Origin of the sequence: Actinomycetospora rhizophila, from assembly GCF_042657905.1 — a bacterium.
Taxonomy (GTDB): Bacteria; Actinomycetota; Actinomycetes; order Mycobacteriales; family Pseudonocardiaceae; genus Actinomycetospora; species Actinomycetospora rhizophila.
Genome location: NZ_JBHSKG010000001.1, coordinates 304266 through 317718, shown reverse-complemented (window position 1 = coordinate 317718; position 13453 = coordinate 304266). Strand labels below are relative to the sequence as shown.

Here is a 13453-nt window from a genome sequence, read left to right as displayed (position 1 = left end):
CGCGGGGTCAGCGCGCGGTCGGTGCGCGGTGGCCGCGGGCGAGGGCGCGCGCGACCACCGGCGAGAGCGGGCGCGTCGGGCGCGGGGGCAGCTCGGGGGTCTCGTCCGCCGCGTCCCGCGTGGGCTCGTCGAGCTCGGCGGGGTCGGTCGGGGCCTGGATCTCGATCCAGCCGGGCGCGAGCTCGGTGAACCGGACGTTCGGCACGCCGAGCGCGTTCGCCATGTGCCGGCCGGCCTCCGTGGCGTCCTCCCAGATCTGGGCGGGCCGGAGGCGGATCGTGAAGCGCAGGGGCGGGCCGAGGTGGATCGCGGTGATGTCGGGGACGGCCAGCACGGCCCCGCTCGGCGAGAAGATCTTCTCGCCCAGCCCGCCGCGGACGGCCGCGTGGCGCCAGAGGTTGCGGACCTCGTGCTCCGCGAACCGGATCCCGGCCCAGTCCCGGGCCCGGCGGCGACCGTGCGACCACGGCCGGGGCACGGCGGTTGCGATGATCGACATGGTGGCCTCCCGACGCTCGGCGGACCCGCCTGGTCGGCGTGTTCTCGCTGCTCAGGAGCCTGCGCTGCGGTGAGCCACGTCACGATGGAGTGCGCCCCCGCACGGCAGGGGTCGGCACCCGGACCCTCGGGGGGGACAACCCCCGCCGCCTCAGCGCCCGAGGCGGCCCCGGAGCTCGTCGCAGGTCCGCAGCGCGGCCTCGGAGGCGATCCGCAGCCCGCGCGTCGACGCGGGGTGGGCGAGCCGGACCTGCCAGTGGCGCCGCTCGGCCTCGAGCGCGTCGGCGAGGGCGGAGAGGTCGGCGTCCGGCGGGAGGCCCAGGCGGTGGTGGGGCGCATCGCCGTCGCCGCCCCACAGGCGCTCGGCGCGTTCCTGGTCGGTGGAGGACAGATTCGGCGGTCGGGCGAGCAGCTCGACCTCGACGAGCGCGTGGTTCCCGATCCGCAGGCCCTCGAGCCGGTAGCGCAGCCGGTCGCTGCGCGGGTCGCGCGGCGCGGCGCGCAGGAACAGGTCCAGGGCCTCGACCGCCGTGCGGGCGCGCAGCACGTCGGAGCGCGCGACGAGACGACGGTCGACCGCGGCCGCCGACCACTGCGGCGTCCCCGCGGCCACGAGGGCGTGGGGCAGCGGAGGACGGGGGCTCGGCCCACCCACGTCGGTGAGCATCACGACGCCGTCCGGGCGCGCGTCGTCGACCACGACCGTGCCGCGTGCGAGGTGCTCGCCCAGCATCGCGCGCAGCGTCGGCGCCGGCGCGGGGCCGACGCCGGAGCGCACGGCCAGGCGCAGCCCGCCCTCGAGCCGGGTGCGCATCTCGGCGATCCGCGCGGCCTGCGGGCCCCCGGGCCACGCGGTGCGGGCCTCGTCGAGGATCTCGCGCACCCGGTCGAGCAGCATCCGACCGGCGGGCGGGGGACCGGTCACCGGGACCCGCCGGGTCGGCGTGCGGGGACCGGGGACCACGGCGAGCGGCGTCAGCGCGGTGACCGGCTGCCGCCGCGCCTCCGGGGCGCCCCGCGGGATCGGGCTGGGCGCGCCGTCGGACCCGGGCTCCTGCGACGCGGGGGCGGGCGGGGGACCGCGGTCCTCGTCGGGCCCGGCGGGGTCCTCGGTCGCGGCGGGCTCGTCGTCGGCGACGGGCTCGTCCGCGGCGGCCTCGGGCTCGTCCGCGGCGGCCTCGGGCTCGTCCCCCGCGGCAGGCTCCGGCGCGTCGTCGGGCGCCGGCGGCCCGTCCTCGGCGGCGTCCTCAGCGGCGTCCTCAGCGGCGTCCTCAGCGGCGTCCTCCGCAGCGGGCTCGTCCGCCGCCGGGTCGGCGTCCGGCTCGGCATCCGGTTCGACGTCCGGCACGGAATCGACCGCGGGCTCGGCGCTCGCGCCGGACGTCGTGACCGTCGCCGTCGGCGCGTCGCCGTCCGGCGGCCCCACGGCGCCGGCGATCACGACGACCTCCGTCTCGGCGGGCGCCGGCTCCGTCCGGACCGGGGACGTCGGGCGGGCGACGGGCGCGGTGGTCGACGGGGGCCGTTCGGTCAGGGCGGCGAGGGTGAGCGTCCGGTGGTCGAGGAGCGACGGGCCGACCTGGGTGGCGTCGGCCTCCGAGAGCGGCTCGACCGGGCCCGCGCCGGCCGGCTCGTCGGCCGCGGGCGTGACCGGGACGTGGCCCTCGACGGTGGTGCCCCGGCCGGGCGCGGAGTCGACGGTGATGCCGCCGCCGTGGCGCACGATCCGCGAGCTGAGGTTGCGCATCCCCTTGCCCGCCGCGCCACCGAGGGCGGCCGGGTCGAAGCCGGGGCCGTCGTCACGCACCACGAAGCGCAGCTGCGCGCCCGCGGCGGACGACGACTCGCTGAAGCGCACCGTCACCGTCGCGCCCGGCGCGTGCTTGCGGGCGTTGTTCACCGCCTCCAGGCAGCAGAAGTACACGGCCGCCTCGACGTCGGCGTCGAAGCGGCGACCCTCGGCGAGCTCGGAGGTCAGGGTGACCGGCGGGTGCACGCCGTGGAGGTCCGCGGCCAGCGCCGGCACGATGCCGCGCTCGGAGAGCACCAGCGAGGACACGCCGGTGGCGGTCTCGGCGAGCTTCGACTCGGCGGTCGCGATCCGCTCGAGCGCGTCGGCGAGGCGCTCGCGCGCCTTCTCGACGCGGCCGGCCCGCACGTGGTGCTCGACCAGGCCGAGGCCCAGCCGCAGCGAGACGAGGTGGTGCTGGGCGCCGTCGTGCAGGTCGCGCTCGATGGTGCGGCGCTCGTGGTCCATCTCGGCGACCACCTGGCGCCGCGAGGCCGCGATGTGCTCGGCGTGGGCGCGGGCGGCGCGCAGCTGGCGTTCGAGGTCGATGCCGAGCCTGCTGGCCTCCAGGACCGGGGTGAGGCTGTCGGCGATGTCGCCGAGCAGCCGGCGGCGTTCGGCGTCGAGTCCCGCGCCGGCCCCGCGGTCGACCGCCAGGGTGCCGATGCGCTCGTCGCCGCGGCGCACCGTGACCTCGACGCCGTCGTCGGCCTCGCCCTCCGCGCCGGCGGCGGCCCAGCGGTAGGTGCGGTCGCGCAGCCCGGGGCGGGTGACGGTCAGGCGGCACCAGCGCGCACCGAGCCCGACGCCGACGGCCTCCGCGATCGCGGCGACGTCGGGCCCCTCCTCGTCGCCCGGGCCGGAGAGCGCCACGATCCCGGCCAGCGCGCTGTACGGGGTGGGGCGCCGGCCGTAGAGCAGCTGGTCGACCGTGCGCTCGATGCGCTCGGAGAGCACGGGGTAGAGCGCGGCGCCGACGAGGATCGCGACGACCAGGGCGGGGACGCTGCCGAGGAACCCCGTGAGCGCGGCCTCGGTGATGACGACGGTGCCGCCGGCGAGCACGACGAGGAGCGCGAGGGCCAGGCCCCGCCCGAAGCGGCGCTCGGCGGACCACAGGCGCGGGCGGTCGGCGGCGATGAGCACCGCCAGCGCGATCGCGACCGAGGCCAGGCGCGAGCTCCAGAACAGCGGTCCGGTCGGCGCGTACGTGCCGTGCGCCGTGGGGTCCACCAGCTCGAGCCCCGGGCGGCCGAACACCAGCAGGACCACGGTCATGATCCCGAGGACCGCCGTGGTGACCACCGCCGCGATGAGCACGCTGACCACGAGCCGGACCTGCGTGCGCTGCTCGGAGCCCAGCCGCCCCGAGCGCTGCCGGTGGGTCAGCGCGAACAGCCCCGCCCCGGGCACGACGGCGCCGAAGAACAGCACGCAGCTCACGGTGTGGGGCAGCAGCGCGGTGCCGAACCCGACCACGAGCAGCCCGACCGAACCGGCGGCGATCACGAGACGCCCGGTCGGGGTCCGCGCGTCGACCCCGGGCCGCCCGGTGGGGTGCAGGAGCAGCGCGACCACGTACGCCAGGCAGGCGACGGCGTGCAGGACGACCTGGTGCACCCCGCCGATCTCGATCCCGACCGCGTCGCGCGCCGCGGCCGCCGCCGCGTGCGCCTGCAGGTTGAACGCCCCCGCCGACCCGACCAGCGCGATGACCAGCCACCGCGCGACCCACCAGCGCGGCGCCCGGCGCATCAGGGCCACGGCCAGCACGATCGCCGCGACGGACAGGACGTAGTCGACGACCGCCTGCCCGGCGGGCTCGCTGCGCGCGGCGGCGTCGGCGATGGCGCGCGACCAGGTGCCCGCGGCGGCGGGGTCGGCGAGGCCGGGGACGGAGGCGGCCAGGGCGATGACCGCGCCGAGGCCCAGCCAGACGAACGAGAACAGCGAGGTGAGCCCGAGCAGCAGCCCCCACCCGAGCGTGGCGGGGCTCGGGCCCCGGGAGCGCGTGACGGCGGGGACCGGCTCCGCCCGCGCGGCCGTCGCGGTCATCCGCGCTCTCCCGGACCGGACTCCACCACGGGCTCGAGGTCGTCGGGCACCGAGGCGACCGCGCGCACCCGCCCGAGGTCGTGTTCCACGTGGAGCCGTCCCCCGAGCGCGGCGAGCCGGTCGGCGTCCTCGGACACCGCCGCCCGCAGCTCGTCGAGCACCTCCGGACCGCCCGCCACGACCGCGCCCACCTGGACCGCGAGCTGCCCGCCCTCGTGGGTCAGCACCGCCTCCACCGGGCCCTCCCCCTCGCACCCCGCCAGGTGCGTCAGCGCCGCCGCGGCCACGTAGTAGAGGCCGGACTCCACCTCCCACGCCAGGCGCCGCGGGAGCCGCCCGACGACGGTGGTCGCCCGCGGCAGGTCGGCGGCCATCTCCTCGAGCGCACCGACGGGGCCCTGCGCGGTGAGCACCGTCGGGTAGACGCCGCGCACGATCACGCGGAAGCGGTCGATGAGGTCCTCGAGGCCCTCGAGGGCGCGGGTGAGCGCCGGGCCCGCGGGGGCCGGGTCGTCGCTGTCCAGCGCGGCGCCCGCCTCGTCCAGCGCGGCGCGCAGCGCCTCGAGCCGGTCGGTGGTGACGTGCGCGAGCTCGGTGACCAGGCGGCGGCGCTCGGCGTCACGGGCGCGGGTCAGGCGCCGGCGCGACTCGGTGAGCTCGCGACCCAGGTCGTCGGCCCGCTGCACCCGCGCGGCGAGCCGGGCGTTGAGGCGCGCGCCGCGCACGAGCAGCCCCGCGCCGGCGGCGACGTCGCGCACGAGACGGCGGTCGGCGGGCGTCACGGCCTGCCCGGGCTTCTCCAGCACCAGGACGGCCCGCAGCTCGTCCCCGGTGCGCACCGGCACGGCGTGGTCGACCTCCGGGCGCGCGAGCAGCGCGGCGAGGTCGGGCACGAGCACCTCGGGACGGGCGGGGTCCGCGTCGGCGGGCACCAGGCCGTGGTCGAGCGCGAGCCAGATCGAGGCCCGCCGCGCGCGGGTGCCGTCGGCGAGCACCTGCGCGAGCCCGGCCAGCGCAGCCTCGAGCGACTCGGCCCCGGTGCGGGCGCCGGCCGCCGCGAGCGCCGCGTAGGGCGACGTCGGGCGCGGGTCGAGGCGGGTGGCGACACGCTCGAGCGCCGGCCCGGCGAGGCGCAGGACGACCACGGCCAGCGCCGCGCCGAGGAAGGGCGCCCACACCGCGGCGGTGTCGGGCGGCGTCAGCACCGAGGCGACGGCCATGACCGCGCCGAGCGCGACGACGACCACGCCCGCGGTGATGAGCGGGCGCACCAGGTGGACGCGCAGGGGCGCGGTGCCGACCGTGCCCACGGTCCCCGTCGTCCCCGTCGTGCTGTCCGTGCTCACCCGGCCTCCCCTCCGGCGCGAGGCTAGGGCGCGCGGGGGCCCCAGAACAGGCTCGGAACCAGGCTCGCGTCAGCCGTCCTCGCGCTGCGAGCGCAGGTAGGTGAGGACCGCGAGGACCCGCCGGTGGTGCGCGGCCGTGTCCGCCTGGAGCCCGAGCTTGTCGAAGATGTTCGCGATGTGCTTCTCGACCGCCTTCGGCGTGACGTAGAGCTGGCCCGCGATCCCGTTGTTCGACCGGCCCTCGGCCATCAGGCGCAGCACGTCGATCTCGCGCTCGGACAGCGCCGAGATCAGGCCCTTCTTGTCACCCTGCGGCTTCTCCACCAGCCGCTTCGCGAGCACGGGCTCGATGACGATCTCGCCGCCGTCGATGCGCTCGAGGGTGTCGGACAGGACGTCGACGCTGCCGACCTTCTCCTTGAGCCGGTAGCCGACGCGCTCGGTGCCGATCCCGAGGATCCGCATGAGGTAGTGCGATTCGGCGTAGTGCGAGAGGAAGAGCAGCCCCATGTCGGGGTGCAGCGCGCGGAGGCGCTCGGCGGCGGTGAGCCCGCCGTCGGGCTCGGGGGGCATCCGGATGTCGAGGATCGCCACGTCCACCGGCTCGGTGGCGAGCAGCCGGACGATCGCGTCGCCGTCGGCCACCGAGCCGACGATCTCGTGGCCGGCGGCCTCGAGCAGCATCTGGAGGCCCTCACGGAAGAGGGCGCCGTCCTCGGCCAGGGCTACGCGCACGGGATCCTCGCTGTCACGGACCCCGAGGGCCCCACGTCGGTGCGCCCGCCCAGCGAGCGCGCGGTCTCCTGCAGACGCCCCGTGGCGCCCGGTTCCAGCCCGGTCACCGCGATGACCAGCTCGTCGCCCTCGCGGTTGATCGCCACCTCCACCGCGGGCGCCCCGACGGGCAGCGCCGCGAGGCACTCGGCGACCGCGAAGTACGTCGCCCCCTCGAGCGCGGGCCCGAAGCGCTCGGAGGTGTCGACGATCGCGATCGGGGCGTCGGTGTGCTCGGCGACCTGGCGCAGCGCGGGCCCGAGGCCGGCCTCGTCCAGGAGCGGGGGGTAGAGCTTGCCGGCGAGGTTGCGCAGCTCCTCCAGGACGGCGTGCAGCTCGTCCTGGACGCCGGCGATGCTCTCGGCGAGTGCGGGGTCCTGGCAGCGGTGACCCATCAGGCCCAGCCGCAGGGCGAGCGCGGAGAGCCGCAGGGCGGGCCCGTCGTGCAGCTCGCGCTCGAGGCGCATGCGCTGGTGCCAGGGGTCGTCGGCGCCGCCGGAGAGGACCGCGGGGAGCGAGTCCGGTGCCATGACGTCATGGTGCGGCCACGGCGTGTAGGGCGGGAAGGGTGCCCACCCGAGTGCGAGGTGGGGTTTACCCCCCTTGCGCACGGTCCGCGACGACTGTCCGCCACGGCGTCGAACGTCCACTCGATCCATCAGGCTAATCACTCGGCTTTCCCGGCCACGACCGTTACGATGCGTAGCAATATCGGGGAGGCGGCCAGATGTACAGCCTGGGTGTCGACATCGGGACGACCTTCGTCGCCGCGGCGATCGTCCGCGACGACCAGGTCGAGATGGTCAGCCTCGGTGATCGCTCGGTCGCGACGCCGTCGGTGGTCTACCTGCGCGAGGACGGCTCCCTGCTCACCGGCGACGCCGCCGCGCGCCGCGCCGTCAGCAACCCCGACCGCCTGGGCCGCGAGTTCAAGCGGCGCCTGGGCGACCCCACCCCGGTCCTGCTCGGCGGCACGTCGCAGCCGGTCACCGCCCTGCTCGCGGCCCTGCTGCGCGACGTCCTGACCATCGTCACCGAGACGGAGGGCGGCAAGCCCGACCGCGTGGTGCTGACCCACCCGGCGAACTGGGGCCCGTTCCGCCGCGGCCTGTTCGAGGAGGTGCCGGCCCTCGCCGGGCTGGACAACCCGCCGACCGTCACCGAGCCCGTCGCCGCTGCCGCCCACTACGCGTCCTCCCACGCGCTGCGCGACGGCGAGGTCATCGCCGTCTACGACCTCGGCGGCGGCACGTTCGACGCCACCGTGCTGCGCGCCCGCGACGGCGGTGTCGAGATCCTCGGCTCGCCCGAGGGCATCGAGCGCCTCGGGGGCGTCGACTTCGACGAGGCCGTCCTCGCCCACGTCAACCACGCCTCCGGCGGCGTGCTCGACGACCTCGACCTGCGCGACCCGACCACCAGCGTCGCCCTCGCGCGGCTGCGCCAGGACTGCGTGCTCGCCAAGGAGGCGCTGTCGGTCGACACCGAGACCGTGGTCCCGGTGTTCCTGCCCGGGCGGCACTTCGACGTCACCATCACCCGCGGCGAGCTCGAGGACATGGTCCGGGCGCCACTCGAGACCACGGTGTCCGCGCTGTCGCGCACGCTGCGCTCCGCGCACGTCGACCCCTCCGAGCTCAGCGCCGTCCTGCTCGTCGGCGGCTCGTCGCGGATCCCGCTCGTCGCCGAGATGGTGGCCGCGGAGATCGGCCGCCCGACCGTCGTCGACACCCACCCGAAGTACGCCGTGGCGCTCGGCGCCGCGATCCTGGCCTCGGCGCTGCCCGACTCCTCGGGGCGCCCCGCCGCAACCCCCGCCGCACCCCCCGCGGCGCCCCCCGCCGCGCCCTCGCGCACGGCGCCGTCCTCCGGGCCGATGCCCGCGGTCGGGCCGCCGTCGGGCGGCTTCCCCGCCGGCGCGCCCCACGGGCAGCGGGCCTTCGGGTCGCAGGCCGCCGCGGCCGCACCCCCGTACCCGCAGGCCCCGCAGCAGGCCCCCCAGCAGACCCCGCAGCAGACCCCGGCCTCCTCCGACGAGGGCCTGACCACCGCGTTCACGCCCGGTGCTCCCGGAGCACCGCCCGCGGGCGACACCACGACGACGATCGGGACGCGCGAGGGCGGCCGGCGCGACGCCGGGGGCAGTGGTCGCCCTCCCGGTGGCCGCCCGCCCGGTGGCCCGGCCCGGGCCCCCGCCGAGGACGACGCCCCGACCGGCCCGATCGCGCTGGGCCCGGCGACCGGCTCGTCCGGCGCCGTGCGGACCCCGCCCACGGCGGCGCCCACGGCGGCGCCCGCCGCGGCGGGCGGGCGACGACGCACCATCGTGATCGTCGCCGCCGTCGCGGTCGTCGCGCTGGTGGCCGCGATCGGCCTCGCCGGGTACCTCGTGCTGGGCGGGACGAGCACGCCGCAGGAGGAGGCGGCCGACGCGCCGCCGCCGACCACGGTCGCCGCGAGCGTCCCGATCCCGACCCTCGGCGCCTCGGTCCCCGTGGGCCAGACCCCGGGGTACGCGCAGGTCTCCCCGAACGGCCGGCTGGTCTACGTCGCCAACCGGACCGCCGGCGTCGTCACCGTCGTCGACACCTCGGTGAACGCGGTGACCGCCACGATCCCGATCACCTCGGGCCCGCCGCAGTACGTCACGTTCGCCCCGGACGGGAAGCGGGTCTACGTCAGCGTCTTCGACGACGCCCGCACGATCGCCGCGGTGTCGGTGCTCGACACCACGACCAACCAGGTCGTCGCGACCATCCCCGTCCAGACGCGGCCGTTCGCCGCGGCGGTGTCGCCCGACGGCACTCGGCTCTGGGTGCCCAACCACGACTCGGGCTCGATCTCGGTCATCGACACCACGTCGAACACCATCGTCCGCGACGTGCCGGTGGCCAAGAACCCGCACTGGGTCGAGTTCTCCCGCGACGGCACGCGCGCCTACACGCCGAACCACGAGTCGAACCTGATCACCGTGCTGGACACCGCGACCTACGGGGTGATCGCGGAGGTCCCGGTCGGCACCAGCCCCCACAGCGTGGCGGTGAACCCCGCCCGCCCCCTGCTCGCGAACGTGAACTTCGACAGCGACAACGTGACGATGATCGACACGGACACCAACACGCTGATCGCGACCATCCCGGTGGGCGACAACCCGCAGGAGATCACCTGGGCGCCGGACGGGCGGTTCGCCTACGTCGCGAACAACTCGAGCAACACGGTCTCGGTGATCGACGCGCAGACCCTGGCGGTCACGGCGACCCTGCCGACCCCGCCGGGCCCGAGCAGCGTGGCCGTCACCCCGGACGGCCGCACGGGCTACGTCTCCACGATCAAGGGCGGCGTGCTGGCGGTGCTCAACCTGTCCTGAGCCCGACCCGGCGGGCTCACGCGGCGGTCAGCAGCGCGCGCCCGGCGGGGGTCAGCTCCGGCGTGCCGGACGACGCCCCGCGGATGAGCCCCGCCGCCTTGAGCCGGGTCCCGGCGAACTGGTCGGCGCAGCAGCAGCCGTCCACCGTCAGCGCGAACCCGGTGCCCGACGCGACGGCCACGCGGCCGGCGGCGATCGCGGCGAGGATCGCGCGGTCGCGACCGGTCGTCGGGACGGTGATCTCGAGGGTGGCGGTGCTGCTCATCGCGGGGCTCCCGGTGCTCCAGTGCTGTGATCGGGGTCTCTCTGTCACCTCGAAGCCTGCCCCGCGCCGGACGCCGGCAGCAGGACGTGTGCCCTACGACCGGCGGGGACGACCCGCCTCTCGCCGGTGGGGTTGTCCCCACCCACGCCGAAGGGCACCACCGCCGTGGTGGCGGTGGTGCCCTTCGTCGGGTCGCGTGCGGGTCAGGCGGCGGCCGGCACCTCCCGGCCCAGGCTCGCCCGGACGGCGTCGACGAGGATCGCGCAGGCCAGGTCGATCTGCTCCGCGGTGACGGTGAGCGGCGGGAGCATCCGCACCACGCAGTCGTCGCGGCCGCCGAGCTCGACGATGAGGCCGGCGCGCAGCGCGCGGGCCTGCACGTCCTGGGCCAGCGCAGTCACCGAGCGCCCGTCGGCCGGCGCGGCGAGCTCGATGCCGAGCATGAGCCCCAGCCCGCGCACCTCGACCACGCCCGGGTCCTGCGCGAGCTCGGCCAGGTTCGCGAACACCTGGGCGCTGCGCGCGCGGACGTTCGCCAGGACGTCGTCGCGCTCGACGATCCGGATCGTCTCGACGCCGGTGGCGAAGGCGAGCTGGTTGCCGCGGAACGTGCCGCTGTGGGCGCCGGGCGCCCAGACGTCGAGGGACTCGTCGTACATGATGATCGCGACGGGCTGGCCCATGCCGGACAGCGCCTTGGAGGCGACGACGACGTCGGGCTCGATGCCGTACTGCTCGAACGCCCACCAGGTGCCGGTGCGGCCGCACCCGGTCTGGACCTCGTCCACGATCAGCGGCACGCCCAGCTCGCGGGTCAGCGCCCGGACGCGCTGCACGAACTCCTTGCGGGCCGGGATGACGCCGCCCTCGCCCTGGACCAGCTCCATGATCACCGCGGCGGGGAGCGCGACGCCGCCGTTGGCGTCGTGGAGCGCCCGCTCGAGCAGGGCCACGCAGTTGGTCTGGCAGGTCTCGGGGTTCAGCGCCAGCGGGCAGCGGCTGCACGAGCTGAACGGGAAGAACTGCACCCCGGGCATCCCGTTCTGGATCGGGCGCTTCTGGGCGACCAGGCCGGTCATCGCCATCGCCGCGTGCGTGCTGCCGTGGAAGCCGCCCTGGAAGGACACGACGTCGCCGCGGCCGGTGGCGGTCTTGCAGAGCTTGATCGCGGCGTCGACGGCGTTGGCGCCGGTGGGCCCGCAGAACTGGATCCGCATCCGGTCCCGCATGCCCTCGGGCAGCATCGCGAGCTGGGCCTCGGTGAAGGCGTCCTTGGTCGGGGTGGCCATGTCGAGGCCGTGGGTGAAGGTGCCCATCTGTTCGACGGCCGCGGCCACCAGCTCGGGGTGGTTGTGCCCGAGGGAGAGCACGCCGGCGCCGGCGAGGAAGTCGAGGAACACGTTGCCGTCGACGTCACGCACCCAGCTGCCGGCGCCCTCGGCGATGGCGAACGGGAAGTGGCGCGGGTAGGCCCGCGCGTTCGACTCCCGCTCGCGTTGCCGGGCGAGCAGCTCCTCGGAGCGGGGCCCGGGCAAGGGGCCGTCGACCCGCGGCGCCGCGGTGTCGCGCAGCGGGGTGGGGACGAGGGGGGTGACGGTGGCGCTCACGGCGGGCTCCTGGGGGTCTGTCGCGGTGGTCCGCGGGTGTCGCGGTGTTGCTGACGAGCCTGCTGCGCGGGCGGGCCCCGGACCATCGCGCCGGCCCCCGCCCCGGCCGGGGTGAGCCCGCCTCTTCGGGGTGGGGCAAGCCCCCGGACCCCGGCGTCCCCGGAGACGCCGACGACCCCCGCCGCGCGGGGCGGCGGGGGTCGCGGGGGTCGGGCGAGCGGGTGGGTCAGGCGACCACCCGCAGGTCCGGGCGCGTGCCCGTGTCGAGGGTCGTCGTGGCGGCGGGGGCGGCGGGCGCCTCGGGGACGGCGGGCGTCGCGGCCGCGTCCGTCACCAGGGCCGCGTGCAGGAGCCGCAGGACGTCGTCGACCTGCGCGGACGCGACGTGCACGGTGATCCGCGCGGGGCTGGTGGTGACGAGGCGCGGCGCGATGCCCGCGGCGGTGAGCACGTCGAGGACGGTGGCCGCGACCTCGGGCCGGCGGGTGAGCCCGGAGCACACGACGCCGACCGTCCCGAGCTCCTCGCGGACCGCGACCTCGAGGCCGGCGGCCTCCAGCGCCGCGGTGACCGCGGCCGGGGCGGCGTCCTGGACGGTGAACCGCACCTCGGCGGACTCGACCAGCGTCGCGCCGACCGCGAGGCCGCGGCGGGCCAACGCCGCCGCGACGGCGCCCGCCGACGCGCCGGGGGCGGCGTAGAGCGGCTCGGCGCGGCGGTGCCCGACGCCGGCGACGGCGACGCGCTCCAGTTCCGCGCTGGGGTCGGGGCGCGAGCCGACGACGGTGCCGTTGCCGGAGTCGAAGCTCGACCGCAGGTGGATCTCCACCCCGTGGACCGCGGCGAGCTCGACGGCGCGGGGCTGCAGCACCCCGGCGCCGGCCTCGGCCATCTCCAGCATCTCGTCGGTGCGCACCGACGACAGCGGGCGGGCGTCGGGGACGACGCGCGGGTCCGCGGTGAACACCGCGGGGACGTCGGTGAAGATGTCGCAGCGCGCGGTGCCCAGCGCGGCGGCCAGCGCGACCGCCGAGGCGTCCGAGCCGCCGCGACCCAGGGTGCTGACGTCGCCGGCGGCGGTCACGCCCTGGAACCCGGTGACGAGCACGATCGCGCCGCGGTCGAGCTCGGCGTGGATGCGGCGCGGGTCGATGTCGGCGAGGCGGGCGTGGCCGTGCCCCGCGTCGGTGGCGACGCCGGCCTGGGCCCCGTCCAGCGAGACCGCCGGGACGCCGAGCTCGGTGATGGCCATCGCGGTGAGCGCGCACGAGATGCGCTCCCCGACCGCGAGCAGGGCGTCCATCTCCCGCGGGTCGGGGGACGCGCTCAGCTCGTGGGCCTGCGCGACGAGGTGGTCGGTGGTCTTGCCCATCGCGGAGAGGACGGCGACGACGCGGTGGCCGGCCTGGTGGGCGGCGACCATGCGGCGGGCCACGGCGCGGATGCGGTCGTGGTCGCCGACGGACGTGCCGCCGAACTTCCAGACCAGCGGCGGGGCCGGCCGGTGGGTGGGCTGCTGGTGCGTGGGCTGCTGGGGGGTGGGGTGCTCGGCGGTCATGACGTCCTCCGGTTCGTCGAGGCCGCCGCGTCGCGCGTGCCCCGGTCTCGTTCTCCTGGTGACGAGCTTCGCCGGGCGGGCGCGCGGGCAGCAGCGTGCCGACCCCCGCGCCGGCGGAGCACGCCCCCCGATCACCGGGGGGCATCCCCACCTCGCGGCGCCGACCCCGCGACGCACGACGGCTCCGCCCCCGG

At 76.9% G+C, this 13453-nt stretch carries 9 protein-coding genes; 1 reads left to right on the top strand and 8 read right to left on the bottom strand.

What is annotated here, in order from left to right; all coding sequences use genetic code 11:
* Nucleotides 1-7: 7 nt before the first annotated feature.
* The 5 genes from ACFPK1_RS01525 to ACFPK1_RS01505 form a co-directional block, all read right to left on the bottom strand.
* Nucleotides 8-499, bottom strand: coding sequence for a hypothetical protein (locus tag ACFPK1_RS01525; RefSeq protein ID WP_378019122.1), 492 nt, complete (start codon nucleotides 497-499; stop codon nucleotides 8-10).
* A 150-nt stretch (nucleotides 500-649) separates the two neighbouring features.
* Nucleotides 650-4342 carry a sensor histidine kinase gene (locus tag ACFPK1_RS01520; protein ID WP_378019121.1) on the bottom strand — a complete coding sequence of 1231 codons (3693 nt, stop codon included), beginning with the start codon at nucleotides 4340-4342 and terminating at the stop codon, nucleotides 650-652.
* The gene (locus ACFPK1_RS01515; protein WP_378019120.1) at nucleotides 4339-5688 is read right to left on the bottom strand and encodes a hypothetical protein; all 1350 of its coding nucleotides are present in this window, start codon (nucleotides 5686-5688) and stop codon (nucleotides 4339-4341) included. The genes ACFPK1_RS01520 and ACFPK1_RS01515 overlap by 4 nt, the downstream gene beginning before the upstream one ends.
* Nucleotides 5689-5757: 69 nt before the next feature.
* On the bottom strand, nucleotides 5758-6423 hold the full coding sequence (locus ACFPK1_RS01510; RefSeq protein ID WP_378019119.1) for a response regulator transcription factor: 666 nt from the start codon (nucleotides 6421-6423) through the stop codon (nucleotides 5758-5760).
* Nucleotides 6414-6992: a sensor histidine kinase gene (locus tag ACFPK1_RS01505; protein WP_378019118.1), complete on the bottom strand. Its 579-nt coding sequence runs from the start codon at nucleotides 6990-6992 to the stop codon at nucleotides 6414-6416. The genes ACFPK1_RS01510 and ACFPK1_RS01505 overlap by 10 nt, the downstream gene beginning before the upstream one ends.
* A 197-nt stretch (nucleotides 6993-7189) precedes the next feature.
* On the opposite strand from ACFPK1_RS01505, the gene ACFPK1_RS01500 reads away from it, so the two are divergent.
* Nucleotides 7190-9829: an Hsp70 family protein gene (locus ACFPK1_RS01500; protein ID WP_378019117.1), complete on the top strand. Its 2640-nt coding sequence runs from the start codon at nucleotides 7190-7192 to the stop codon at nucleotides 9827-9829.
* A gap of 16 nt (nucleotides 9830-9845) precedes the next feature.
* Here ACFPK1_RS01500 and ACFPK1_RS01495 read toward each other — a convergent pair whose 3' ends face one another.
* The 3 genes from ACFPK1_RS01495 to ACFPK1_RS01485 form a co-directional block, all read right to left on the bottom strand.
* On the bottom strand, nucleotides 9846-10094 hold the full coding sequence (locus ACFPK1_RS01495) for a hypothetical protein (protein ID WP_378019116.1): 249 nt from the start codon (nucleotides 10092-10094) through the stop codon (nucleotides 9846-9848).
* A 203-nt stretch (nucleotides 10095-10297) separates the two neighbouring features.
* Nucleotides 10298-11701, bottom strand: a complete 1404-nt coding sequence (locus tag ACFPK1_RS01490) for an aspartate aminotransferase family protein (RefSeq protein WP_378019115.1) — start codon at nucleotides 11699-11701, stop codon at nucleotides 10298-10300.
* 226 nt (nucleotides 11702-11927) lie between these two features.
* A complete protein-coding gene (locus tag ACFPK1_RS01485; RefSeq protein ID WP_378019114.1) occupies nucleotides 11928-13259 on the bottom strand; it encodes an aspartate kinase in 1332 nt (443 codons plus the stop codon).
* Nucleotides 13260-13453: the final 194 nt, after the last annotated feature.

Bases quoted from the DNA above. Each gene is read 5' to 3' on its own strand.
- ACFPK1_RS01525 (WP_378019122.1), bottom strand. From the start codon at position 499: ATGTCGATCATCGCAACCGCCGTGCCCCGGCCGTGGTCGCACGGTCGC.
- ACFPK1_RS01520 (WP_378019121.1), bottom strand. From the start codon at position 4,342: ATGACCGCGACGGCCGCGCGGGCGGAGCCGGTCCCCGCCGTCACGCGC.
- ACFPK1_RS01505 (WP_378019118.1), bottom strand. From the start codon at position 6,992: ATGGCACCGGACTCGCTCCCCGCGGTCCTCTCCGGCGGCGCCGACGAC.
- ACFPK1_RS01500 (WP_378019117.1), top strand. From the start codon at position 7,190: ATGTACAGCCTGGGTGTCGACATCGGGACGACCTTCGTCGCCGCGGCG.
- ACFPK1_RS01495 (WP_378019116.1), bottom strand. From the start codon at position 10,094: ATGAGCAGCACCGCCACCCTCGAGATCACCGTCCCGACGACCGGTCGC.
- ACFPK1_RS01485 (WP_378019114.1), bottom strand. From the start codon at position 13,259: ATGACCGCCGAGCACCCCACCCCCCAGCAGCCCACGCACCAGCAGCCC.